24 protein-coding genes are annotated in these 22,679 nt (G+C 67.2%); 5 read left to right on the forward strand and 19 right to left on the reverse strand.

The annotated features are described in order from the left end of the window. Positions 1–27 precede the first annotated feature (27 nt). A complete protein-coding gene (locus ACQPYM_RS33050) occupies positions 28–345 on the forward strand; it encodes an ArsR/SmtB family transcription factor (protein ID WP_433008341.1) in 318 nt (105 codons plus the stop codon). Further along, positions 335–772 (forward strand): SRPBCC family protein, encoded by a 438-nt coding sequence (locus ACQPYM_RS33055; protein WP_433008343.1) that lies wholly within the window; start codon positions 335–337, stop codon positions 770–772. Before ACQPYM_RS33050 ends, ACQPYM_RS33055 begins: the two co-directional genes overlap by 11 nt. On the opposite strand, the gene ACQPYM_RS33060 is transcribed toward ACQPYM_RS33055, so the two are convergent. The 8 genes from ACQPYM_RS33060 to ACQPYM_RS33095 all read right to left on the reverse strand — a co-directional run bounded on the left by ACQPYM_RS33060 (position 732) and on the right by ACQPYM_RS33095 (position 7,532). Continuing rightward, on the reverse strand, positions 732–1,529 hold the full coding sequence (locus ACQPYM_RS33060; RefSeq protein WP_433008345.1) for an ABC transporter permease: 798 nt from the start codon (positions 1,527–1,529) through the stop codon (positions 732–734). The genes ACQPYM_RS33055 and ACQPYM_RS33060 overlap by 41 nt on opposite strands. Next, positions 1,513–2,364 (reverse strand): 2-aminoethylphosphonate ABC transporter permease subunit, encoded by an 852-nt coding sequence (locus ACQPYM_RS33065; protein WP_433008347.1) that lies wholly within the window; start codon positions 2,362–2,364, stop codon positions 1,513–1,515. Before ACQPYM_RS33065 ends, ACQPYM_RS33060 begins: the two co-directional genes overlap by 17 nt. Continuing rightward, positions 2,364–3,407, reverse strand: coding sequence for an ABC transporter ATP-binding protein (locus ACQPYM_RS33070; RefSeq protein ID WP_433008349.1), 1,044 nt, complete (start codon positions 3,405–3,407; stop codon positions 2,364–2,366). Before ACQPYM_RS33070 ends, ACQPYM_RS33065 begins: the two co-directional genes overlap by 1 nt. Next, complete coding sequence (locus tag ACQPYM_RS33075; RefSeq protein ID WP_433008351.1) at positions 3,404–4,444, reverse strand: 2-aminoethylphosphonate ABC transporter substrate-binding protein; 1,041 nt, start codon at positions 4,442–4,444, stop codon at positions 3,404–3,406. Before ACQPYM_RS33075 ends, ACQPYM_RS33070 begins: the two co-directional genes overlap by 4 nt. A 15-nt stretch (positions 4,445–4,459) precedes the next feature. After that, positions 4,460–5,131 carry a phosphonatase-like hydrolase gene (locus tag ACQPYM_RS33080; protein WP_433008353.1) on the reverse strand — a complete coding sequence of 224 codons (672 nt, stop codon included), beginning with the start codon at positions 5,129–5,131 and terminating at the stop codon, positions 4,460–4,462. Continuing rightward, on the reverse strand, positions 5,128–6,228 hold the full coding sequence (locus ACQPYM_RS33085; protein WP_433008355.1) for a TIGR03364 family FAD-dependent oxidoreductase: 1,101 nt from the start codon (positions 6,226–6,228) through the stop codon (positions 5,128–5,130). The genes ACQPYM_RS33080 and ACQPYM_RS33085 overlap by 4 nt, the downstream gene beginning before the upstream one ends. Before the next feature lie 209 nt (positions 6,229–6,437). Continuing rightward, complete coding sequence (locus ACQPYM_RS33090; RefSeq protein WP_433008357.1) at positions 6,438–7,139, reverse strand: GntR family transcriptional regulator; 702 nt, start codon at positions 7,137–7,139, stop codon at positions 6,438–6,440. Positions 7,140–7,352: 213 nt separating this feature from the next. Continuing rightward, positions 7,353–7,532, reverse strand: a complete 180-nt coding sequence (locus ACQPYM_RS33095) for a DUF5302 domain-containing protein (RefSeq protein ID WP_360285156.1) — start codon at positions 7,530–7,532, stop codon at positions 7,353–7,355. Positions 7,533–7,712: 180 nt separating this feature from the next. Here ACQPYM_RS33095 and ACQPYM_RS33100 point away from each other — a divergent pair, with 180 nt between their 5' ends. After that, a complete protein-coding gene (locus tag ACQPYM_RS33100; protein ID WP_433008359.1) occupies positions 7,713–8,363 on the forward strand; it encodes a LysE family translocator in 651 nt (216 codons plus the stop codon). Positions 8,364–8,511: 148 nt separating this feature from the next. On the opposite strand, the gene ACQPYM_RS33105 is transcribed toward ACQPYM_RS33100, so the two are convergent. Both ACQPYM_RS33105 and ACQPYM_RS33110 read right to left on the reverse strand, forming a co-directional pair. Next, positions 8,512–9,240 (reverse strand): class I SAM-dependent methyltransferase, encoded by a 729-nt coding sequence (locus tag ACQPYM_RS33105; protein ID WP_433008361.1) that lies wholly within the window; start codon positions 9,238–9,240, stop codon positions 8,512–8,514. A gap of 76 nt (positions 9,241–9,316) precedes the next feature. Next, the gene (locus tag ACQPYM_RS33110) at positions 9,317–10,633 is read right to left on the reverse strand and encodes a replication-associated recombination protein A (protein ID WP_433008363.1); all 1,317 of its coding nucleotides are present in this window, start codon (positions 10,631–10,633) and stop codon (positions 9,317–9,319) included. A 212-nt stretch (positions 10,634–10,845) separates the two neighbouring features. Here ACQPYM_RS33110 and ACQPYM_RS33115 point away from each other — a divergent pair, with 212 nt between their 5' ends. After that, a complete protein-coding gene (locus ACQPYM_RS33115) occupies positions 10,846–11,718 on the forward strand; it encodes a helix-turn-helix domain-containing protein (protein WP_433008365.1) in 873 nt (290 codons plus the stop codon). A gap of 10 nt (positions 11,719–11,728) precedes the next feature. On the opposite strand, the gene ACQPYM_RS33120 is transcribed toward ACQPYM_RS33115, so the two are convergent. The 4 genes from ACQPYM_RS33120 to ACQPYM_RS33135 form a co-directional block, all read right to left on the reverse strand. Continuing rightward, a complete protein-coding gene (locus ACQPYM_RS33120; RefSeq protein ID WP_433008367.1) occupies positions 11,729–14,239 on the reverse strand; it encodes an excinuclease ABC subunit UvrA in 2,511 nt (836 codons plus the stop codon). Continuing rightward, positions 14,239–15,234 carry a zinc-binding dehydrogenase gene (locus tag ACQPYM_RS33125; protein ID WP_433008368.1) on the reverse strand — a complete coding sequence of 332 codons (996 nt, stop codon included), beginning with the start codon at positions 15,232–15,234 and terminating at the stop codon, positions 14,239–14,241. The genes ACQPYM_RS33120 and ACQPYM_RS33125 overlap by 1 nt, the downstream gene beginning before the upstream one ends. 339 nt (positions 15,235–15,573) lie before the next feature. Beyond that, entirely contained in the window at positions 15,574–15,837 is a 264-nt protein-coding gene (locus ACQPYM_RS33130) for a hypothetical protein (protein WP_433008370.1), read from the reverse strand. 141 nt (positions 15,838–15,978) lie between these two features. Beyond that, complete coding sequence (locus ACQPYM_RS33135; RefSeq protein WP_433008372.1) at positions 15,979–17,127, reverse strand: DUF4062 domain-containing protein; 1,149 nt, start codon at positions 17,125–17,127, stop codon at positions 15,979–15,981. Positions 17,128–17,449: 322 nt separating this feature from the next. On the opposite strand from ACQPYM_RS33135, the gene ACQPYM_RS33140 reads away from it, so the two are divergent. Next, positions 17,450–18,826: a recombinase family protein gene (locus tag ACQPYM_RS33140; protein ID WP_433023438.1), complete on the forward strand. Its 1,377-nt coding sequence runs from the start codon at positions 17,450–17,452 to the stop codon at positions 18,824–18,826. A 55-nt stretch (positions 18,827–18,881) separates the two neighbouring features. On the opposite strand, the gene ACQPYM_RS33145 is transcribed toward ACQPYM_RS33140, so the two are convergent. Genes ACQPYM_RS33145 through ACQPYM_RS33165 form a run of 5 tightly spaced genes read right to left on the reverse strand, consistent with a single transcriptional unit; the run spans position 18,882 to position 22,514 of the window. Continuing rightward, positions 18,882–19,145 carry a hypothetical protein gene (locus ACQPYM_RS33145; RefSeq protein WP_433008374.1) on the reverse strand — a complete coding sequence of 88 codons (264 nt, stop codon included), beginning with the start codon at positions 19,143–19,145 and terminating at the stop codon, positions 18,882–18,884. Between the two features lie 14 nt (positions 19,146–19,159). Then, entirely contained in the window at positions 19,160–20,818 is a 1,659-nt protein-coding gene (locus tag ACQPYM_RS33150; protein ID WP_433008376.1) for a YfjI family protein, read from the reverse strand. Then, positions 20,815–21,687 carry a bifunctional DNA primase/polymerase gene (locus tag ACQPYM_RS33155; RefSeq protein ID WP_433008378.1) on the reverse strand — a complete coding sequence of 291 codons (873 nt, stop codon included), beginning with the start codon at positions 21,685–21,687 and terminating at the stop codon, positions 20,815–20,817. Before ACQPYM_RS33155 ends, ACQPYM_RS33150 begins: the two co-directional genes overlap by 4 nt. Positions 21,688–21,714: 27 nt before the next feature. Then, positions 21,715–22,146, reverse strand: coding sequence for an RRQRL motif-containing zinc-binding protein (locus ACQPYM_RS33160; RefSeq protein ID WP_433008380.1), 432 nt, complete (start codon positions 22,144–22,146; stop codon positions 21,715–21,717). Next, positions 22,143–22,514: a hypothetical protein gene (locus ACQPYM_RS33165; protein ID WP_433008382.1), complete on the reverse strand. Its 372-nt coding sequence runs from the start codon at positions 22,512–22,514 to the stop codon at positions 22,143–22,145. The genes ACQPYM_RS33160 and ACQPYM_RS33165 overlap by 4 nt, the downstream gene beginning before the upstream one ends. Between the last annotated feature and the right edge of the window lie 165 nt (positions 22,515–22,679).

A 22,679-nucleotide genomic window follows, 5' to 3' on the forward strand; every position in this document is an offset into this window, starting at 1 on the left:
ACTTCACCACTTGGTGAAGTGTCAGTCATGCCTCTGGCCACCACCTTCGCCGCGCTCGCGGATCCGACCCGGCTGGCGATCGTGCAGCAGCTGAGCCGTGGCGAGGCGACGATGGGTGAGCTCGCGGCGCCGCATCGGATCACCGCGCCGGCGATGACCAAGCATGTTGGCGTGCTCGTCGACGCCGGGGTGGTCCGCCGCCGCAAACTCGGGCGCACTGTCGTCTGCACGCTGCAACCCGCCGCGCTGACCGAAGTACAGGGCTGGCTGGGTGACCTCACGACGTACTGGAACAGCACGGTCGATCGGCTGGAAGAACTCCTGGAGAGCGAAGATGACGACTGACATCCGGATCGAACGGGTGCTGAAGGCAACGATCGAGCGCGTCTATGCCGCCTGGACGGAACCCGGGCTGCTGACCCGGTGGTACTGCCCCAACCCGTCGCTCGACCTCAAGGTCGACGCCGACGTCCGGGTCGGCGGCGAGTACGTCGTCACGATGGGCCCGTACGTCGTCCGCGGCCGCTACACCGAGGTCGACGCCCCGAAACTCCTCGAGTTCACCTGGCAGTGGGACCACGAGGGCGAGCCGTCCCAGGTCCGGGTCGAGCTGACCGAGGTTGCCGGCGGCACGCGCATGCTTCTCACCCACACCGGCCTGAGCACCCCGGAGGACGCCAGCGGTCACTTGGAAGGCTGGGAGCTTCAGCTCGGCCGGCTGACCGAGCTCATCAGCGCTCCACCGAACGGCCGCGCAGCCGATCCAGTGTGACGACGAGGACGACGGTCACGGCCAGGAGGACCAGCGACTCGGCGGCTGCGGTGAATGTCTGGCCGCGATCGGTCAGCGCGAACACGCTCACCGGCAAGGTCCGCCACGACGCCGGGTAGACCATGATCGTCGCGCCGACCTCACCCATCGACAGCGCGATCGACAGGCTCGCGGCCGAGACGATTGCCGGACGCAACATCGGCAACCGGATCCGCCAGAGCACCCGGGCCGGTGACGCGCCGAGGGAGGCCGCGACCTCGGCGTACGAGCGGTCGGTTCGTTGCAGTGCGGCGGCAACCGTTCCGTAGCTGAAGGCAACCATCAGGACGAGGTGGGCGATCACCACGATCCACTGGGTGCCGTTGAGCAGCACCGGTTGGCGCGAGAAGGCAACGAGCAGGCTCAGTCCGACGACCACGGACGGTACTGCGATCGGCAGGTGGTGCAGGCTGTCCGCGAACCTGGCCAGTGGTTTCGGCGCTGTTTGCGCGGCGATCGCAGCCCAGCTGCCGAGAACGACGGCGAGCAGGCCGCCGAGGAATGCGGTCTGAAGGCTCACGATCAGCGATGCCAGCTCGTCGCCTGACAGCGCCTCTGCGAGGTGCGACGCGGTCGGGTTCGACGGGAAGACGCCGTTCCAGCTACCCGCGAAGGCTGCGGCCGCCACGACGATGAAGGGCGCCAGGATCAAGACGCCGAAGACGAGCCCGAAGGCGATCCAGGTGACGAGCTTGCCGGATCTAGTCCAGAGCAGCACGGCTGCCTCCTTGCCGGGTGAGGACCGCGCGCAGTGCGACGTACAGGCCGATCGAGAGCAGGACCTGGACCACGGCGATCACGCAGGCGCCCGGGTAGTCGAACATCACGATGCCTTTGGTGTGGACGAGGATCGGCAGGGTCGTGGTGTCGCGGGCGCCGAGGAACAGCACGATGCCGAACTCGTTGAGGGTCAGCAGCAACGTCAGGCCGCCACCGGCCGCGAGCGCGGGCTTGACCTCGGGCAGGACGATCTGGCGGAGCACTCGCCACGGACCGCCACCGAGACTCGCGGCGACATCGAGCTGGACCCGCGGGATCTGCGCCATCGCGCCCAGCAGCGGCCGCATCACGAACGGGGTGTAGAAGGTGATCTCGGCCAGGACGACAGCCCACGGCGTGGTGAGGAAGCCGCCGACGCCGACCAGTGAGCCGACTACGCCGGCCGTTCCGTAGAGGAAGGTGAAGGAGAGAGCGACGAGGAACGACGGCAGCGCGAGCATCGCGTCGACCAGGCCGGAGACCACGCGGGCGCCGGGAAACGGAACGAACGTGATCACCACGGCGAGGAACGTCCCGACGACCAGGCAGCCGATCGTCGAACAGGCGGCGATCTGGATCGTGCGGACGAGCGCGTCGCGGAACTCCGCCGAACCGGCCACCTCCCGCCAGGTGGCGAACCCGCCGGTGAAGGACTCCGTGGCGACGAGGATCAGCGGATAGACGACGAGCGCCGCGAGCACCAGGAGTGGAGGCAGCAGCCAGCCGGATCCGCTTCTGCCCGGCGCGATTTTATTGCCAAGGGCAAGTGGTGTGGTGACTGCTTCGACGGCCATCAGCGCGCCTCCGCGGCAACCAGCGTGCAGGCTTCCGGCGGCAACTCGATGGAGACGCTGCTCCCGATCTCGGGCAACCGCCCATCAGCCGGTACGTCGACCTGCACCGGTACGCCGGGCAACCCGTCAAGCGTGCAGGTCAACCGGCTGGAAGCACCCCGCCATTGCGCCGCCACCAGCTGCCCGGGCCATCCCCCGCCGTCGATGAGCTTGATGGCATGAGGTCTGATGCAGAGCAGAAGTTCTTCGTCCTGCTTGTCCGGGCGAAATCCGTTCACTGGGCGGCCCGCCAGGCGAACTCCGCCTTGCACCAGCTCTACCGGCAACAGGTTGGCGCCGCCGAGGAACGACGCGGTGAAGGCGGACGGCGGAGCGGAGTACAGGTCCGCGGCGGGCGCTATATCGACAAGTCGAGCATCGCGCATCACGGCGATCCGGTCGGCCAGCGCGAGCGCCTCGGACTGGTCGTGCGTGACGTAGACGATCGCGACGTCCGGCACCTCGCGCCGCAACTTCTGCAACTCGGCCAGCATGTCAGCGCGCAGTTGCGCATCCAGCGCGGCCAGCGGTTCGTCCAGCAGCAGCACCGGTGGCCGGATCGCGAGCGCCCGCGCGATGGCGACCCGCTGCTGCTGCCCGCCGGACAACTCCCGCGGAAACCTTCGCGCGTACTTCGCCATCCCCACCATCTCGAGCATCTCCCCCACCCGGCGAGCGACCTCCGCCTTCGGCTTGCGGGCGGCCCGCAGCCCGAACGCGACGTTGTCCGCAACCCGCAGATGCGGAAACAGCGCATACTGCTGGACCACCACCCCGATCCCTCGCCTGGCCGGAGGTACGCCGGTAACGTCCTGACCCGCCAGCCAGATCCGGCCGCGACTCGGCTGGACGAACCCCGCGATCGCCTTGAGCGCGGTGGACTTGCCCGACCCCGACGGACCGAGCAAGGCCACCGTCTCACCGGCCGCGACGGTCAGGTCGAGCCCTTCCAACGCAACCGTCCGGCCGAACCGCACAGTCACGTCCTCGAGCCGAACGGTCATCCCTGCACTGCCTTGTTGTAGGCGGCAACGTCTGCGTCGAGATCGGCGAGAACCGCGTTCCAGTCGGGCTGCCAGATCTCCACCCCGGCGGTTGCCTTCAGCACCGACTGGAAGTTGGCGTCGGTGGGCTTCACGTCCGACCGGGCCGGAATGCCGAAGGCGTCACCGGACACCGTCTGCTGCGCTTCCGGCGAGAGCAGGTACGTCATCAGCTTCTCGCCACCGTCCTTGTTCGGCGCGCCCGCGCCGAGTCCCATGACGTAAGGAAGCGCCACCGTACTGCGCTTGCCGTCAGCCGTCGCCGGGAAGAACAGCGTGAAGGCCGACTTGTCGTGCGCGATCGAGGTGAGGTTCATCTGGACGTCCCCGTTGGCGACCCAGATCTCCCCCTTGCTCACCTTCGGCTGGAGCTTGCCGGTCGATGCGGATGGGCCGACGTTGTTCGCCTCGAGCTTCTTGAGGTAGTCGAGTGCGCCCTGCTTGCCCAGGAGGTGCTGCAGCAACAACAGCACCGCAGTACCGTCGCCTGCCTGGCCGGGGGTCGAGTACTGGATCTTGCCCTTGAAGCGCGGATCCAGCAGGTCGTCGAACGTCTTCGGTGCCGCCGTCTTGGAGGTGTTGACGATGAAGGTCAGGTAGTTGTCGATCACGGCCACGTAGTCGGCGGCCTTCGGTCCCTTGACCTGGTCGCTGCCGGGCACTGCGTAGGGCTGCAGCAGCTTGTCGGCCGATGCCTTCTGGATGAACGGCGGCAACGTGATGACGACATCGGCCTGCGGGTTCGACTGCTCCTTCTGCAGCCGGGAGACGACCTCCCCCGAGCCGGCTTCGACCAACTGGACCTTGATCCCGGTCTGCTGGGTGAATGCGTCGAACCTGGTCTTGTACCAGTCCGCCAGGCCGTCGGCGCTGTACACGGTGACGGTCTTGTCATCACCACCGCCGGTGGTGGAAGCGGCGCCGGTGCCACCGCAGGCGACCAGCGAGGTGAGCAGGGCACCGGCGAGCAGACCGGTGAGGACACGCGAGCGGAACATCACAACTCCGTCTGGTTAGTGGTTGAGCAGACCGGGCAGGTCCCGGACCGACTCGAGGACATGGGTGGCGCCGGCGGCTGCCAGCTGATCGTTGCCGTGGGCACCGGTCAGGACTCCGGCGATGATCCAGGCGCCGGCCCGGACCCCCGTGGTCATGTCGTACGCGGTGTCGCCGGCCACAGCCACGGCGTACACGGCATCGGCTTTGAGGGCGAGCACGGCCGTGAGGACCATGTCTGGGTACGGTCGGCCGCGACCTGCCTGGGCTGGGCAGAGGGTGAGGTCGGCGAGGTTCTTCCAGCCGAGCGCGCCGAGGATCCGCTGCTGGGTCGTCTCGGAGAAGCCGGTGGTGAGGCAGACCTTGACGCCGTTGCTTTGCAGTTCGCGGATGGTTTCCTCGGCGCCTTCGATCGGGCTGCAGCGACCTTCGTCGACCAATGCGCCATAGGCGGTCTCGAAGGCCTGGTTGGCTTGTTGCGCGGCCGCTTCGTCGCTGCCGAGGAGGTGACGGAAGACGGTGATCTTCGACTCCCCCATCGTCGCCCGTACGTGGCGCAGCATCTCGCCGTACCGCGCACTGTCAGGCTCGATGCCTTGGGCACCGATCGCGTGGGTGAAGGCTTCCTCGACGAGGCCGTCGTCGGCGACCGTCGTACCGGCCATGTCGAGCACCGCGAGCTGGATCACAGGCCGGCCTCCTGGTAGCTGGTTTCGGCGATCGCGGGCGCCATGGTCATCCCGCGACCACCCGGACCGGTGACGAGGGTGACGTTGCGATCGACGGTTCGCCGTACGACGACTCCGCCGTCGGTCGCTTGCGAGTAGACGCCGGCCCAACGACGGACGATCGGCGGCAAGGGGCGGCCGAGCAGACTCTCGACCGTGGTCCTCAGGTAGTCGTACGGATCACTCTGGACGTCGAACCCGAACGGCTCGGCGTACTCGTGTGTGTCGCCGATCGTCAGCCCGCCATCGGCTCGCTGGACCATCAGCAGTTGCATCGCGTTGTCCGCGGCAACAGTTGCCTGCGGCGTCTGTTTCAGCGCATCCAGCGCCGCTCCCTGGTACGCCGGGTAGTAGCGGAAGCTGTCCGCATCGGCCACGGCCGTGGTGAGCTGCTCGTCCAGCGGAGCGGTCTGCATCATCTGCAGCCGGACCTTGCGGAGCGGCAACTCGCCGGCCAGCTCACGGATGAGGCCGCTGTGCCAGGCGCCGGTACAGAGGAAGATCTCGTCGGCCGCGTGGATCTCGCCGTGATCGTCACGCACCGCGCCTGTTCGGACCTCCCGGACCTCGCGGCCGGGGAGGAACTGGTAGCGACCGGACTTCTCCAGTTCGGCTCTGAGCTCCCGGAGTACGCGGCGGGGTTCGACGATGGCGTCGCGGGCGCACCAGAGCGCGCCCAGCAGGTCGCCCTTCAGCGCCGGATTTCTTGTGCGCGTCTGCTCGGCGTCGAGCACTTCGAAGTTGCGGGCGGCGGCATCTGCGCGGCTCGCTGCTTCCTTGGCGACGGCCAGCTCGTCCTCGGTCCGGCACACCGTCAACGACCCGGCCGGGCGGAACCCGATCCCCGGGACGCGCTCCCACAACTCCCTCGCCCGGAGTGCTGTCTCGAGCTCGTTGCCGGGTGCCCGCCCACTCACCCAGACCAGCCCGAAGTTCCGCACACTCGCGCCGCGGCCCTCGAGCTCGCGCTCGACTTGCAGGACGTCGTACCCGCGTCTCACCCCCTCCCGGGCATGAAACGTCCCCAGCACGCCAGCACCGACCACCACAACCCGCACCGCGACCACTCCCTCAGCTCAACTAGAGCCAAGATTGGTCCGGACCAATTACCCGCCGCCGCCCACCCGCCAACCAACAGGTGAAGCCCCGGCAAACACCCCGGACCGCCCCCACTCACAAACCTCAGCCGGTCGCACCCGGCCGAGCGTGCGCCGGCCTCCACCCGCGGAGGAACGGCAGGGTTTGTGAGTGTGGGCGGTCCGGCCGGCTAGGGGCGGAGGGTGGCGCGGAAGCCGACGCGGTCGCCTCGGTAGAGGGAGCGGACCGACTCGATCGGGCGGCCGGTGGTGTCGCGGGTGGTGCGGTGGAGGAGAAGCATCGGCAGTGACTGGGTTGCCTTGAGCAACTCGGCTTCGCGCGGGCTGGCGATGACCGTCTCGACCAGTTCCTCACCCTCGGCGAACTGGACGCCGAGGTCGTCGGTCAGGCAGCGATAGAGCGAGCCCTCCGGCTGCAGCACCTCGCGCAAAGTGGGAAAACGCGCCACCGACAGGTACGTCGTCTCCAGGCCGATCGGTTGACCGTCCGCGAGGAGCACTCGCTCCAGCCGGTGTACCGGATCGCCGACCGCGATCTCGAGTTGGCCGGCGAGCACCTCGTCGGCGGCAATCTCCTCGAAAACGACCACCTCACGGCCAGGCTGGAGCCCCTGCGCCCGCAACGCCTCTGTATAGCTCAGCAGCGCGAGCGGCTGGATCAGCTTCGGCGTCGCCACGAAGGTCCCCTGCCCCTGCCGCGCGCGCAACCGGCCGTCCGCGACCAGCTCCCGGATCGCCTGCCGCATGGTCCACCGCGAGACGCCGAACTCCTTAGCCAGCGTCCGCTCCGGCGGTAACGCAGCCCCCTCGCCAAGCCGTTCGAGCAACTCGACCAGCCGGGTCTTGACGGCGAAATGCAACGGCACGCTCACCCGGCAGACCTTAACCGAGCCGGCGCCCACCCCCGTCGTACCGGGGAAAGCCGGCGCCCCCGTCGTACCGGGCGAAGCCGGCGCTCTCGTCGTACCGGGCGAAGCTGGCGCTCTCGTCGTACCGGGCGAAGCCGGCGCTCTCGTCGTACCCGGGGAAAAGCTAGAGCCCCGGGCGGTAACCCGGGGCTCGGTACGGATGGTTGGCGGCGGAAATCAGCTGCCGGACTTGCGCCGGAACTGGCGCTTCTGCTTGTCGTTGTGCGCCTCGCCGACACCCTCGTGCCGCGGCCCGCTACCGGGGTGCGACTCGTGGGTCTGGTTCTTCTTGGCGAGTGCCTCGCGGAACTTCTTCTGCAGATCGTCCTTGGCCGGCTTGCTGGGCGTCTCGCTCATACCGTCTCCTTCAAACCGTCAGGCATTCCAGGTTCTAGCTAACCAATTGTGACTGCTCTCCCGCCAGCGAATATCGGCGGGGGCCCTCAACGCGTCTCAGCGGAGGAAAATCCTTCCGGCGCCGGCCGGCACGACTGTTAGTTTCACTGCGGCAGCAACGACGTCGGAGGGGACAGTTTGATGGTGGTCAGCACCGAGGCACTGATCGGGATCGCGCTCATCGAGCTCGGCCTGGTCGTCATTCCCGGCCCGAACATGATCTACCTCGTCTCGCGTTCCGTCACCCAGGGCCGCCGCGCCGGGCTCACCTCGCTGGCCGGTGTCGGCGTCGGGTTCCTCGTCTACCTGCTCGCCGCGACCGCCGGCCTGGCGACCCTGTTCGCGCTGGTCCCGCAGATCTACGTGGCGCTGAAGCTGGCCGGCGCGGCGTACCTGCTCTGGCTCGCCTGGGGCGCTCTCCGGCCCGGCGGCAGCTCCGCCTTCACCCCGAACGCGCTCGAACCTGATCGCCCGCGCAAGCTGTTCGGCATGGGCCTGCTGACCTGCCTGCTCAACCCGAAGATCGCGATCCTCTACATCTCGCTGCTCCCCCAGTTCGTCGACCCGTCCCGCGGCCACGTCGCCGCCCAGAGCCTGATCCTCGGCCTCACCCAGCTCGCGGTCGGCGTCGGAGTGAACGCGATCTTCGTCATCACCGCCGGCTCTGTCGCGGTCTTCTTCAGCCGCAAACCGCTGTGGGCCCGCATCCACCGCTACCTGATGGGCACCGCGCTGGCCGTCTTCGCTGTGAAGCTCGCCACAGACCGCACCGTTCCTGCCGCCGCTCCGTAACCCCGCACACACCCTCCGCCGCGGAAACCCCTTACCTGCAAGCCTTCCAGCCCATCACCACTGCACGCCGTTTGGCCCACCGACATACCTTTAAGCAGGCCAGGGTGCCGGTGACCCCCACCCCTGCCCGGCGCCCTGGCCGTACCAACTACGGCAGCCGGCGGGTGACGAAGACGAACTCGAGCTGGGGCCGATCGGGTGCGTCCCGTACTTCGTCGACCGCGAACCCGGCCTGGGTGAGCGACTCCTCGAGCTCGGCCTTGGTGCGGAAGCGCAGTGTGGACTGTGATGTGAGGGTCGCGCCGTCTTCGGCGAAGAGATAGGTCGACTTGAAGGTCACCAGTGGCAACCGGACCTCGACTAGGTCAGTCCAGTTCTCCACCCTGCCGACGCCTGGTACGTCGATCCGCTTGTAGGTGTCGTCCCGGTTCCATCTCAGCCACGCTTGTTGGGCCGGATCCCTTGTTTCAAAGACGAAACGTCCGCCCGGAGCAAGCGCACGCCGTACTGCGGTCAGCGTCGCGGCCCAGTCGTCATGCTGGATGAACACCTGCGCCACGTTGCCGGTCATCACCGCCAGGTCGACCTGCAACGGCGGCAACGCCCCCGCATCGCCATGAACCCACTGAACCCGCTCAGCCCCCGCCTTCCCCCGAGCCACCTCCAGCGAAGCCAACGCCGGGTCGACCCCCACCACCTCGACCCCACGCTCAGCCAACATCACGGCAAAGCTCCCCGTCCCACACCCGACATCCAGCACGCTCGACGCGCCGAACTCCCCCACCATCGCCAGATAGGCCTCGAGATCAGGCCGTTCCGGCTCCAGCGGATCGTAGACAGCCGCCAACCGAGGTACAGAGAACAGGGCATCAGGCATGCCCATGACCCTAGACCCGCCGGCCTCAGGCGATCCATCGATTTCCAGCCCGCCGACCGGTCAGTCGGTCAGTCGGTCAGTCGGTGGATTGGGTGCGGGCGCGTAAGGCCGCCCACTGGCGGAGGCGTTCGGTGATCTGGGCTTCGTAGCCATTCCGGGTGGGCTGGTAGTACGCCTCGCGGTCCATGTCTTCGGGGAAGTAGTCGGCGCCGGAGAAGCCCTCAGCGGTGTCGGGGTCGTACTGGTAGTCCTTGCCGTAGCCAAGCTGTTTCATCAGCCGCGTCGGCGCATTCAAAATGTGGGCAGGCGGCATCAGCGAGCCGGTGCGGTGAGCGGATCGCTGCGCGGCGCCGAAGCCTCGATAGACGGCGATGGACTTGGGCGCGGTCGCCAGGTAGACAACGGCCTGCGCGATCGCCAGTTCTCCCTCGGGCGAGCCGAGTCGCTCGTACACGTCCCAGGCGGCGAGCGCCTGCTGTACTGCGTGCGGGTCGGCCATGCCGATGTCCTCGTTGGCGAAGCGGACGATCCGCCGGGCCACGAAGAGCGGATCCTCACCGCCGTCGAGCATCCGGGCGAGCCAGTACAGGGCCGCGTCCGGGTCGGAGCCGCGCATCGACTTGTGCAGCGCGGAAATGAGGTTGTAGTGGCCCTCCTGCGACTTGTCGTACAGCGGGGCGCGTTGCTGGACGTGCCGGGCCAGCGCGGTGGTGTCCAGCGGTTCGTCGGTGACGGGCAAGGCTTGGAGTTGCTCGATCATGTTGAGCAGATAGCGGCCGTCGCCGTCCGACATCGCGATCAGGGCATGGCGGGCAGTGTCGTCGAGTGGCAAGGGGCGGCCGGTGAGCTCCTCCGCGCGGCCGATCAGCGTCGACAGGGCTGTCTCGTCGAGGCGTTTGAGGACGAAGACCTGGGTGCGGGAGAGGAGAGCGCCGTTGAGTTCGAAGCTCGGGTTCTCCGTCGTGGCGCCGACCAGGACCACCGTGCCGTCCTCGACGTACGGCAGGAAGCTGTCCTGCTGGGCACGGTTGAAGCGATGGATCTCGTCGACGAAGAGCAGGGTGCCCTGCCCGATGGTGCGCCTCTTCTGGGCCGCGGCGAACACCTTGCGCAGGTCGGCCACCCCGGAGAAGGTCGCCGAGACTGGCTCGAAGACGAGATTGGTCTGCTCGGCGAGCAGACGCGCGATGGTCGTCTTGCCGACCCCGGGCGGCCCCCACAGGATCGACGAGACCAGCCGCTGCTGGGCGACCATGCGGCCGAGCGGGGCGTCGGGGGCGAGGAGGTGTTCCTGCCCGACGACCTGGTCCAGCTGGGTCGGCCGCATCCGGTCAGCCAGCGGCCGTGCGGGTTCGTCGTCGAAGAGCGGCAACGCTGGTTCGGTCGGTTCCATCGGTCTCTCAGCTCGGGTGTGGGACGGCTGCGCCGGTCGGCTCGCAGCGCCAGGTCCCATCATGTCCCCGGCCACGGACAATTCGGACGGTAGGCTGCGGACACGTGGTGGTCGACAAGCGACACTCCGAGAACTCTGCCGGGCTCGGGCGGGGCTCCGCGCCCCGCTCCTTGGCGGAGCCCGGCCCACGCCCGCGCACCCGGGCAGCCACCGTGCCGCTGTACGGCTTCCAGCCGCCGGCCGGTACGCCGTACGGGCTCGAAGTGACCACGCTCGAGGACTTTCACGCCCGCCACGACGACTGGCCGTGGAACCCGCCCCGGCCGGGTCGCGCCACCTTCCACTACATGATTCTGGTCACCGAGGGTGAGATGCGGCACGACGTCGACCACGTCACGCGCACCGTAGCTCCGGGCCAGTGGCTGTGGGTGCGCCCCGGGCAGGCGCAGTGCTGGCACGAGCCTGGTACCGCCCGTGGACCCTTCATCCTGTTCGAACCGGATGTACTACGGCCCGACACGGCCGGCCTCCTGTCGTCCCTCACCGCGCACGACGCGCCTGCTGTGCTGACCCCGCACCCGGACGACGCCCCCTGGCTGCAGCAGACGGCGCTGCAGCTGCTGGACGAGCACCGTGCGATGGGACACCGCCCGCTGGCCGTTCACCACGCGTTGCGGCGCAGCCTCCTGGAAGCGCTGCTACTGCGCCTGGTCCAGACCCCCGATGTTTCGAGCAAGCGGGTGGCCGCCGCCGTACGCCGTGACACCTACGACCGCTTCCTGGACGTGCTGCAGCTGCACTTCCGTGAGCTGCACCAGGCCAAGGAGTACTCGCAACTGCTGGGCTGCTCGGTGCGCACGCTCAGCCGTGCCGTGCAGGACGCCACCGGCAAGGGGGTGCGGGAGGTGGTCAACGAGCGGCGAGTGCTCGAAGCACGTCGCCTTCTCGCCAATGCCCAGTGGACCCCTCAAGCGGTTGCCGCTCATCTCGGGTTCACCGACGCGGCCAACTTCGGCCGGTTCTTCCGTCAGCACGTCGGCCTGACGCCGGCCGCCTATGCGGCCCGCGACACCACCGCCGACTAGTAGCGGAGTTTCAGGCTCGGAGGTGCTCACGCAAGTACCGGCCGGTGACGCTGTCGGGGGTCTGAGCGACCTCCTCGGGATTACCTGTCGCGGTGATGCGCCCGCCGTCAGCGCCGCCGCCAGGACCGAGGTCGATGACGTGGTCGGCGTTGGCGATCAGGTCGAGGTCGTGCTCGATGAAGAGGACGGTGGCGCCGTTGTCGACCAGCCGCTGCAGGACGCCGAGCAGGACGCGTACGTCGAGGGGATGCAGGCCGACGCTGGGTTCGTCCAGGACGAACAGGGCGTCGTGCTGGTCGCGGTCGAGTTCGGAGGCGAGCTTGAGCCGCTGCGCCTCGCCGCCCGAGAGGGCCGGCGTGGCCTCGCCGAGGGTGAGGTAACCAAGGCCGAGCTCCTGCAGCGTTTCCAGGCGGGAGCGGACCTTCTTCAGGTCGCCCGCGTACTCGATGCCCTGGGCAACGGTGCAGGCCAGCAGTTCGGGCAGGGTCAGGCCCTCGTCTTCGCCGACGGTACGCCGAATGGCGTCGGCGGCCGGGGCATAGCGCCTTCCCTCGCAGTCGGGACAGATGATGTCGACATCGGGCAGGAACTGGACGTCGAGCTCGATCTGGCCGGTGCCCTCACAGGTCGGGCAGCGCAGGCTGCCGGTGTTGTAGGAGAAGTCGCCTGCCTTCAGGCCGCGTTCCTTCGCCGCGGGGGTGGCGGCGTACGCGCGGCGCAGCTCGTCCAGGACGCCGCTGTACGTCGCGACGGTGGAGCGTACGTTGATGCCGATCGGGGCGGCGTCGACGACGTTGACCCGGGTGATGCCGTCGGGGGTGAGCTTGCGGACGTGAGCGGGAAGTTGGTTGCCGGCCGCATGCGCTTTCAATGCCGGGACCAGGCTCTCCAGGACAAGGGTGGTCTTACCTGAACCGGAGGCTCCGGTCACGGCGATCATTCGGCCGCGCGGGAGGTCGAGGTCGAGGGCATGGACGGTGTGCAGCGGGTCGGTGCGCAGGTGGACCCGGCCGAGTTCGAAGACCTCGTCCGGATCGGGGCGGGCGCGGACGACCACGTCCTCGCGCCCGGTGAGGAACCCGGCGATCCGGGAGTCGCTGGAACGAGCGACGTCGTCGAGGGTGCCGGCGGCGATGACAGTGCCACCGTCGCGGCCGGAGCCCGGTCCGATCTCGATCAGCCAGTCGGCTTGTCGCAGTAGCTGGGTGTCGTGGTCGACGACGACCACAGAGTTGCCGTCGGCAAGGAGGCTGCGGATGACGCTCAACAGGCCGTCGACATTGGCCGGGTGCAGGCCGATCGAGGGCTCGTCGAGGACGTACAGGACACCTGTGGTGCGGTTGCGCACAGCACGGGACAGGGCGACGCGCTGACGTTCACCGGTGGACAGGGTCGACGAGGCACGGTCGAGGGTGAGGTAGCCGAGGCCGAGTTCGATCAGGCGCTGGGCGGTCTCGACCATCTGGACCACGATGCTGTCGGCCATCGCGGTCATCGGTCCCGGCATCGTGGCGGGGATCTTCTGGACCCACGCGGCGACGTCGTCGAGTGACTTGGCGGTGGCCTCGGCGAGGTTGATGCCGTCGACGAGGGTGGACCGGGCCAGCTCACTGAGCCGCGTGCCGTGGCAGTCCGGGCAGGTCTGGACGGACAGGAACCGGTCGACGCGGTCCAGGCCTTTGGCGGTCGTGGCGTTCTTCAGTGCTTGCTCGACCGCCTGGCGGGCGTTGCGGTAGCTGGCGTTCAACTCGAAGAGTTTGCCGTTCTTGGCCGGGTAGACGATCCGCCGCTTGACCGGCTCCCCCTCGAAGACGACCGCCCGTTCCTTCTTCGTCAGCTCCGCGAACGGCACGTCGGTCCGTACGCCGAGCTCGGCGACCACCTTCGGAATGGCGGCCAGCCCGAACATCGACCAGGGAACGACCGCGCCCTCGTCGATGCTGCGCGACGGGTCGGGGACGAGCGAGTCGTCGTCGACATCGCGGATGGTCCCGGTGCCGCTGCAGCGGGGGCAGGCTCCGTCGCTGTTGAAGGCGTACGACTCGGCGCCCGGCGGTCCGAACACCACCTCGCAGACCGGACAGGTCAGCGGCAGGTCGAGGGCGACGTCCATGGTGGGTTCGAGGCGGTGGCCGTTGGGGCATTGGTGGTGCCCGAGCCGGGAGTAGATCAGGCGGAGGCTGTTGAGCAGTTCGGTCGAGGTACCGAACGTACTGCGGACGCCGGGGATGCTGGGTCGCTGGCGTAGTGCGAGCGCGGCAGGCACGTGTTCAACGCTGTCCACGGCCGCGCGGCCAGCCTGGGTCAGGCGGCGCCGGGTGTAGGTGGACAAGGCTTCCAGGTAGCGACGGGACCCCTCGGCGTACAGGACCCCGAGAGCAAGCGAGGACTTGCCCGAGCCGGAGACTCCGGCGATCGCAACAAGCTTCCCCAACGGCACCGTGACGTCGATGTTCTTCAGGTTGTGCACCCGCGCCCGGTGCACCTTGATCGCATCCGGCGCTGTGGCTGTGTTGCTCACTACTCGGTCCTTCCCGGATTGTCGAGCAGTACTACGTGCTTGCCCGGGCTGGTGCCGGCCTCGATGGCGGCGTGAGCCTCGCGGACCTGCTCCAGACCGTGGTAGACCTTCGCGACCGGGGCCTTGAGCCGCCCATCGGCGATGGCGTCCAACTGCTCCTGGAACACCCGCGCAGGCAAGTCCCTGGCCCCGCCCGCGTAGCTGGTCAGCCGTACTCCGGTGGGGATCAGGAACGGGGAGAAGTCGGGCAGCGTCCACGCACCCGCCAGCGCTCCGGTGAAGCAGACCGTGCCGTAGACGCGCACGCACCCGAGCGTGTCAGCCAGCACCGAGCAACCCACCAACTCCAGCGCGGCATCCACGCCGTCCGGGGCAATCTCCCGAACCTTCCCGGCGATCTCCCCGTTATCCACGATCGGGTGATCGACACCCATCGCCAGCAGTTCATCGATCCGGTTGGCGTCGCGCGTGGTAGCGATCACGGTCGCTCCGAGCCCTTTCGCCATCGCCGCCGCACTCAGCCCCACGGTCGAGGTACCACCGCGAATCAGCACCGTCTGCCCGGCCTCGAGTTTCAGCCCCTTGTCCAGCGACCCGTAGGCAGTCTGAAACATCTCCGGCAACGCCCCAACCACATCCCAAGGCAGCCTGGTCTCAAACGAGATGACCTGATCAACCGGCACAACCACGTACTGCGCATAGGAACCGTCAAACGACCGCCCCATCCCACCCATCATCGTCGCCACCCGCTGCCCCACCCGCAGCCCACTACCCTCGGGGGCCAGGTCGACGATCCCTACGCCCTCGATGCCGGGGACCCGCGGATACGTCACCTCACCGTCCGACTCGCCTTTGCGAGTGGTGACCTCAGATTCGTTGACACCGAACGCCTTCACCTTGATGCGCACCCATCCGGGCGGCGACTCGGGCAACGGCACCGTGCTCAACCGAAGCGCATCCAAACCACCGGTCTCACCGACAACAACAGCCCGCATAGTCGCCGCAGCCGACCCTCCGGCAACTCCCCGCTCTCCCACAACAATTCCCTCCGGTCAGGCACCCACGGCAACCGACTGCCGCAGCACCTCCCTATCGTTGCCCGGAATCCAGCCCATCTGGCAGTTACCAGCGGACACCCGCTAGTCACCAGGTGACACGACCTCTACCTGCCCCGGGCCGCACCGTAAAGGTCGGACGAGTTCGTGCTCGGCTGGGTCAGGAGTTGACGACGGAACGCCGTCTCGGTGACGCTCCACCCACCCTTGTCGAACGTCACCCACGCCGCTCGTACCACCCGCGCGCAGGAGGACTCGCGGTCTCAAGGACGCCCGACATCACCCCTCGATCAGCACGAATCCCCGGCGCTTGCTCTCTTGCAGATTGCGTCCCAGCTCGTAATCAATCCTGGCCTCATAATCAGGTGGGAGGGGGCAACCTTCGCCCCCGCCGCCGAAACCCTGCTGCTGCTCAGGGGGGCATCGAAGCTCCGGGGGCAGACCCCGGTCGATCGGGATGCACATCATATGCTCATGGCCCGAGCGGCAGATAAACTTGACCCGGACGCGGTATTGATCACTCACCGGCTCCTCCTTCGTCACCTGTTCGACCTACGAACATTTGAGGGGTGACGTACGTCCTACTATCCGAGAACCGCGGAGAATAGTGAATAGCGGAACGTCAGCAGGCAACTCCGCCGCCTGCTAGCGTGGGTGACAGTCGGCCCCCAGGCACAAGATGGCTCAGCGGCGACCGTGAAACTCCTGGATGAGCGCCCCGACGAGGTTGCGGGCGACCTCGTCTGCACCCAGGTCGAACGCGGCCGCCGATACGGTTTCGTCCGGGACGACATGGACATGCTCGTCGCTGTTCATCGCGTAGCTCACCGACGAGCGGGCGACGCCGGTCACCTTTCCCTCGGTGATCATGTTGCCGCCGCTGAGCCCGATAGCGATTGCAAAGCGGCCTCCATCAAGCACGCCGAGGGCGCCGGCCAACCGGAGGTGGAATGCGGTGGTCGTGACCAGTTCGTCGGGGTCCAGGATTGCAGCCATCGAATCGCCTGGCAGGGTCCACCACACTGACAACTGTCCGGCTGCGACTAGGCGAACGCCGCGCAGCTGAGCAGGATGGGTCGTACCGATACCCGAGCCTCCGCGCGGCGGTGGCGGGAGTTCGATGACCGCTTCGGTATTCGACGTTCGCGGTTCGACACCCTGATGGGTCGACAGCGCCCCGAACTCACGAAGCCGGGTCACCAGGGTGTCGCTGATGGCACGCATTATTCGCCCTGGCCGACCGCCACCGTCGAGCGGCACGATGTGAAGCTCGACCATGCCGAGTCCGCTGCTCTGACCGCTCCAGGTGGTGTCCTGGGGCTTCCGCCAGTCGTCCCGCCACGAGAATGTTGGCGTCTGATCGTGCGGGAGTGTCTCGTACGTCAGTGGGCTGGGTGCGGCAGCGAGACGGCGTAGGGCTTCGACAACCTTCCTCTGCAGGTCGGTAGTGTCGGAGAAGGTCGCGTAGAAGATCCCGGATGCGTAGTCGCCTACCTTCTCGATGAAGGTCCTCTGCCGAGGCTCAGTGGTGGCGTCGATGCCCGCCTTCCGAAACACCAGTTTCGGCATGCCCTTAGTGATGGCCGCTACCCACTCATCCTCGGTGGGAGACTGGCCCGTCTCAGGGAGCGGGTCGCCATAGGCCGGCCCCAGGAGCAAAAGGTAGACGTCGCTGGCCTGGACGCCACGAACGCAGGCCTCCCGACTGGGTGTGGGCAAGGCGCCGAAGTCCTCGAACCGCGCGGGCTCGAAGCCGGTCGCGATCAGCAGGCCAGGTAGGGCATCCCGCTCCGACTCCAGCCCCCGGCGGACACTGCTGATGAAGACCCGCATCTGACCAGTATGCAGGATGTCTCCGCCATCCCCGGTCAGGATGACCAGCCCTGCGCGGGATGAACGGACGTGGCCGATACAACGGCCCGCAAGACCCAATGCTTGCATTAGCTGGGCATACCGCTAAAGGTCACGGCATTGACTCCCTGCAGGTGACCCCGATCTCGAGATACTAGGCTCGGGAAGCAGGCATTAAGCTCTTTTTGCTGTATTTCTGATGAGCGCTGTGCACGCTGGGAGGCCCCCCGGTCACCGCAGTAACGCCCGGATTAGACGTTGAAGCGGAACTCGACCCAGTTACGCTACGATCCAACGTGTGATCATGCAGCCGAGCCGCCGAGCCGCCCTGTATCTGCGCATCAGCCTGGACGCTACTGGGGAGATGCTGGCCATCGATCGCCAGCGGGAGGACTGCCTCCGGATCTGCGACGAGCGAGGATGGACGATCGTTGGTGAGTTCGTCGACAACAGCGTAAGCGCCAGCGATGAGCGGAAAAAGCGTCCGGGTTACGACGCCCTGATTAGCGCATACGACGCCGGATCATTTGATGCACTGGCTTGCTATGACCTTGACCGACTGACGCGTCAGCCTCGGCAACTCGAAGACTGGATTGATCGAGCGAAGACAGGGCAATTGGTCATCGTCACCGCAAACGGCGAGGCGGATCTCTCTACGGATGGAGGCATGCTTTTCGCTCGAATCAAACTCGCCGTAGCTCGCGGCGAGGTAGATCGCAAAAGTGCTCGACAAAAACGCGCCCTGCAACAGCGCGCAGATATGGGTCGCCCTCCCTTGGGAGTCCGGTTGACCGGATACACCACGACGGGCGAGATTGTGGAATCTGAGGCAGTTCTTATTAGGCGCATATTCGAAGAGTTCAGCCATGGCGAATCACTGAAAGGTATCGCTGCACGATTCGAAGCGGAGGGAATAAAGACGCGGCGTGGTGGTCGTTGGAACTACTCCTCTATTTCTTCAATCCTTCGCAATCCTCGATATGCAGGACTGGCGATATACAAGGGTGAAGTTACAGGAAAACCCGGCAACTGGGAGCCTCTGGTTTCAGAAGACCAATTCGCCTTGGTGCAAGCGCGATTAGCTGATCCACGTCGGAAGACGAACAAAATCGGCACTCATCGCCGCCACTTAGGAAGTGGTCTCTTCCTGTGCTGTGATTGCGGCTCACGGATCTACGCCTGGTCCGGCAACCGATACCGCTGCCCGAACGCGTGCCTGGTCCGCTCCATAGCTCCCGTAGACGCGTACGTGATTTCAGTCATCAAAGCGCGACTCAGCCTGACCGATGTTCTGGCACGAATGCGCCGCGCACCGGCAGAGTCGGCCACACCGCTTGAAGCGGAATCCAGGGCGCTTAGAGCGAGGCTTGAGCTTATAGAGAACGACTACGACGCCGGACACATCGACGGTCGCCGCTATTCAGTCGCGACTGAGAAGATTCGGGTCGAGCTTCAGGATATCGAGCGGCGACTTGCAGCCATTAGCGGCACTGCTCCCCTGGTCGAACTATTAAGCCGACCCGACCCGGCCGCCGCATTCGATGACCTGACGCTTATGGCACAAAGAACCGTGCTTGACAGCCTCATGACGGTGATCCTCCGACCCGGCAAGCACGGTGACAGAAGGTTCAACCCGGCGACTGTTCCGATTCACTGGAATGGCGCGAATAGCCTGGCATAAAGACAAGCAGGTCCGGCCCCAGAGCGAGGGACCGGACCTGCTTTGTTGGTGACCGCTATGCGGCGCGGGAATCGCCGTAGATGCGATCGCGCTTGTCACGCGCGGTGCGCGTGCGCATCTGCGCGGTCGTGTTCTTCGGAGCGAGTAGCGAGACGATCGTCCTCAACTGCTCCTCAGTCAGCGGCGGGGCGGCTGCTACAACAGCCGCGATGTGGGCTGCCAACTCATCGGCCATCACTTGGCTCACAGTGCTAGGTCTCCCTGTGTCGATGATGCCCTGACAAAAATGACAAAAATGACAGAAGTTGGGTTTCGTCATTTTTGTCATTTTTGTCAGGGGGTTTGGAGGGTGGCGGGGTGGACGTCGAAGGCGATGGAGGGGCGGCCTCGTCCGGGCTTGTTTTCGCGGAGTCGGATGTAGCCGTGGTCGGTGAGTACGCGCAGCGGGGTTTCGAGGGCGGCGGCGGTGTTGAGTCCGGTTCGGCCGTTTTTGGCGCGGAGTAGGTCGCGTTGGGTGAAGGTGTCGCGGCCGGTTTTGTGGCAGTGCTTGGTGATCCAGTCGAGTACTTCGCGGGCGTCGTCTAGGTCGGGGTCGGAGCGGCCCATGAGGTCGTAGACGGCCAGGGCGTGGTCGAGGTAGTAGCGGCCGATGCGTTCGGCGGCATGCATGGTGTCGGCGGTGATGGGGGTGGCGTAGCCGGTGGTGAAGGTGTGGGCCAGGTGGAGCAGGGCGGCGAGGCGGACGACGGCTCCGGCGAGCTTGGAGGCCCAGTCGGTGACGGTGGCGAGTTGCCCGGTGCGGGGGTGGAGGCGGGGTTCGATCCAGTCTTGGAAGTCGAGCAGGATCTGGCGGGCGTCGGGGGTGAGGGTGAGCAGGTGCGGGGTGTCGTGGTCGGCCAGGAGCAGGACGAGGGTGCGGAGAGTGTCGCGGTAGGTCTGTTCGATGGGTTCGGGGACGGGTTCGGCTTGGTTGTTGCGGGTGCCGACGGTGTTGACGGGCAGGCTGTAGAGGATGCGGGCGATGACGCCTCGGTCGCGGAAGCCGGGTTGGGCTGCGAGTCCTTGCAGGGTGCCGGGTTGGGTGGTGACTCCGAGCGTGAGCGCGGGTCGTTCGATCGACTCGGACTCGCGGCCTTTGCGATCGACTTGGATCGGGTCGCCTGCGTGGCCTTTGAGGAACACTCCGAGGTTGGGCGCGGCCGAATAGCGGGTGCCGGTGAGGGTGGCGAACACATCGCCCTCGGCCGACAGGACAGCGATCCGGCCGTCGTGGTTGGCCATGAGGGACACGCACGCTTCCGGCGTCACGTCGTCGGTCATCAGTTGCGGCAGCGCGGGCACCACGATTCCCGCGGCTTCCTTGGCTGCCTCGGTCGCGTCGGCCAGAGCCTCTTGCGGGTTGGCGGTGGCGCGTTCGGCCTTCTTAGCAAGGTCTTCGGCGCGGGCCAGGGCGATCCGGGAGGCTAGTTCGGCTTCGACGCGCTGCTCTGCGGTGGTCTCGCGCAGCGCCTGTTCGGCGTCGTTGAGCGGGCCGGTCATCGCGCGGAACACCGGCGACTTGCGCGACCCGGGCGGCAGTGCAGTGACGGTGTAGAGGTTGACGGGCTCGACCCAGGACCGATCGACTTGCACGAGCACCTTGCCACCGGCCGCCGTGGACAAGCAGGCCAGTGCCACCGACCCGGCCAGGTCGGCCGGTGTCTGGGTCGCTTCGGCCACCGCGTGAACGTGGTCGGCCAGCCAGCCAGGGAAGGTGTCTACCGGGAACGGCCGTAGCAGCCGGTCAGTCCTCAGCGGCACCGGTTCGCCGTCCCACACGGGCCCGGCCGCAACGGTGGCAGGCGTGCCCATCGGGTCGTGATGCATGGGTGTGTGCTGAAGATTTTGGGTTGGCCTGAGCGGTGTCGGTGGGATGATCGGCTCGGTTTCCCAGGGGTCTTCGGGTGGCTCTTCGAGGGGTGGGAGCCAGTCGGGCAGGTGCTCGGCGCTCATGCGGCGGCGATCCCTTCGTCACGGAATCCGCCGGTAATGGCGGCTCGGATGTCTCGGTCGCTTTGCGCGGCAACGTGACCTGCGTAGGTGAGCGCGGCGACGGCGTCGGCTTGGTCGATGACTCCGGCCGCGACCATCCGCGCAACGCCTCTAGCGGCCCCGTAGAGGGTGGTTCGGCGCTTGCCCTTGGGGGCGTGGCGTACGGCGTCGATGTGGGCGCTGAGGAGCTTGTCGGGGTGGGAGATGCCCCCGCCCGGAATCGTGGTGGTTGGGGTGGTCGGCGGGGCGGGCGAAAGTGCCGGCATAGGCGGCAGGCAGGCCTCGACGAGGGCGGGGGGCATCTCTTCGAGCTCGTGTGCGATGCCCCATCGGTAGGCGCGGCCGGTGCGGTGGTGGATCGAGGGCGGAAGGACGACGTAGCCGCCGTCTGCCTTCACATCGATTCCGGGCCGGTTCGGCATCGGCCGGGACGCAATGTGCTGTCCGGGGTGGCGGTAGTACAGGTGCAGGCCACCAGAGCCGGTGTGAACGTGCAGGGTGCGCGGCACCAGCCGCTCAGTCATCAGGCCGGAGAGGCTGTGGTCGCCGCCGTGTGCGGGGTCTACATCGACCACCGCTAGCCCGGACACGACACCGGTTCGTACGGCGAGTTGTCCGCGCGGGACGGCCGCGACGATCGCGGCGACGCGGGCCGGGTCGGTGGCGGCGGCGTAGAAGCCGTGGCAGGTCAGGTGTCCGCAGGTCGCCGGGTCGTGCGCGTCGGGCGGGCAGTCGTCGCAGTTGGCTACGGGTCGCTTGGAGCGTCCGAGCATGAACACTGGCCAGCCGTGTTCGGCGGCGTCCAGGGCGGTGGTCAGGATGTCGCTCATCGCGTTCTCCCCTCGAGGGATTCGGAGTCAGGCGGCGGTGTTGTAGCGGTCGGCGTAGGCCGCGATGCACAGGTCGCAGCGGCCGTCTGAGGTGGGGATGCAGTAGTCGGTGACCCGGCCGCACTGCCCGCAGGTGCGGCGGGCTTGCATGGCCTTGTCGAGGGCGTTCAACTGGGCCGGTGACGGCACGCGTGACGGCCGGGCGAGATCGAGCCGGTACAGGTATGCCCAGCGCTGCCCGTTGCGCCACACGAGCAGGGCGTAGGGCTCGTGTCCGCCCGGGCACATGCGCATTGCGCGGAGTTGGCGGCGGGTGGCGAGTCCTGCGGGTGCCCACTTGAACTTGAACACTGGGGTGCCATGGTGGTCCCAGCCGAGGGCTTGTTTGTCGTTCCACAAGGTGATCCAGCGCGCCCGTGCCGGGTGCAGACTCGCCTTGTCCATCAGGCGGCGGGTCACTTCTTGTTGCCTTTGCTGACGGTGTTGGTGCCCGCCCCTCGGGTGGCGCGGATGTGGTTGACGACGTGGCGGCCGAGCCGCAGCCGCAGCCCGGAGCCACGGCACCGGCCGCAGTGGCGGTAGGCGCTGCCGAGCGGGGATTTGAACTTGCCCTCGCCGTGGCAGCGGCGGCACTTGCCGAACGGCCAGACCAGACAGGTGAGCAGGTAGAACGCGGCGACGCCGGTCACGATGAGTGCCACGACAGCGGCTTGAGCGATGGTGTGGGCGGTGGCTGCCAGCTCGCCGGACAGGCCGACGAGGGCGCTACCCTGCCCGCTACCGTGGGTAGCGGCGGCGAGGGTAGAGGTAGCGGAGGGGGAGAGCATGAAAAGCCTCCAGAGGGCTGTTTTTGGGCGTGAGGAGCCTGAGCCGCGACCCGATACCTGCGGATATACGGCCTGGTCAGGGTGGAGTTGTGGGGTAGCGGGGCGGGTAGCGTTGCCGCTACCGGTAGCGCTGGGCGCGCTACCTGAACCGTCCCGCGACCCCTG

Source organism: Kribbella sp. CA-294648 (assembly GCF_050943845.1).
Lineage (GTDB): Bacteria > Actinomycetota > Actinomycetes > Propionibacteriales > Kribbellaceae > Kribbella.

Excerpts from the sequence above, each read along its gene's own strand:
- ACQPYM_RS33065 (WP_433008347.1), bottom strand. The coding sequence starts at position 2,364 with ATGGCCGTCGAAGCAGTCACCACACCACTTGCCCTTGGCAATAAAATC.
- ACQPYM_RS33135 (WP_433008372.1), bottom strand. The coding sequence starts at position 17,127 with ATGCGGGTCTTCATCAGCAGTGTCCGCCGGGGGCTGGAGTCGGAGCGG.
- ACQPYM_RS33095 (WP_360285156.1), bottom strand. The coding sequence starts at position 7,532 with ATGAGCGAGACGCCCAGCAAGCCGGCCAAGGACGATCTGCAGAAGAAG.
- ACQPYM_RS33145 (WP_433008374.1), bottom strand. The coding sequence starts at position 19,145 with ATGACGAAACCCAACTTCTGTCATTTTTGTCATTTTTGTCAGGGCATC.
- ACQPYM_RS33110 (WP_433008363.1), bottom strand. The coding sequence starts at position 10,633 with ATGGAACCGACCGAACCAGCGTTGCCGCTCTTCGACGACGAACCCGCA.
- ACQPYM_RS33055 (WP_433008343.1), top strand. The coding sequence starts at position 335 with ATGACGACTGACATCCGGATCGAACGGGTGCTGAAGGCAACGATCGAG.
- ACQPYM_RS33150 (WP_433008376.1), bottom strand. The coding sequence starts at position 20,818 with ATGAGCGCCGAGCACCTGCCCGACTGGCTCCCACCCCTCGAAGAGCCA.
- ACQPYM_RS33070 (WP_433008349.1), bottom strand. The coding sequence starts at position 3,407 with ATGACCGTTCGGCTCGAGGACGTGACTGTGCGGTTCGGCCGGACGGTT.
- ACQPYM_RS33050 (WP_433008341.1), top strand. The coding sequence starts at position 28 with ATGCCTCTGGCCACCACCTTCGCCGCGCTCGCGGATCCGACCCGGCTG.
- ACQPYM_RS33075 (WP_433008351.1), bottom strand. The coding sequence starts at position 4,444 with ATGTTCCGCTCGCGTGTCCTCACCGGTCTGCTCGCCGGTGCCCTGCTC.
- ACQPYM_RS33165 (WP_433008382.1), bottom strand. The coding sequence starts at position 22,514 with ATGCTCTCCCCCTCCGCTACCTCTACCCTCGCCGCCGCTACCCACGGT.
- ACQPYM_RS33105 (WP_433008361.1), bottom strand. The coding sequence starts at position 9,240 with ATGCCTGATGCCCTGTTCTCTGTACCTCGGTTGGCGGCTGTCTACGAT.
- ACQPYM_RS33140 (WP_433023438.1), top strand. The coding sequence starts at position 17,450 with ATGCAGCCGAGCCGCCGAGCCGCCCTGTATCTGCGCATCAGCCTGGAC.
- ACQPYM_RS33155 (WP_433008378.1), bottom strand. The coding sequence starts at position 21,687 with ATGAGCGACATCCTGACCACCGCCCTGGACGCCGCCGAACACGGCTGG.
- ACQPYM_RS33125 (WP_433008368.1), bottom strand. The coding sequence starts at position 15,234 with ATGCGGGCTGTTGTTGTCGGTGAGACCGGTGGTTTGGATGCGCTTCGG.
- ACQPYM_RS33100 (WP_433008359.1), top strand. The coding sequence starts at position 7,713 with ATGGTGGTCAGCACCGAGGCACTGATCGGGATCGCGCTCATCGAGCTC.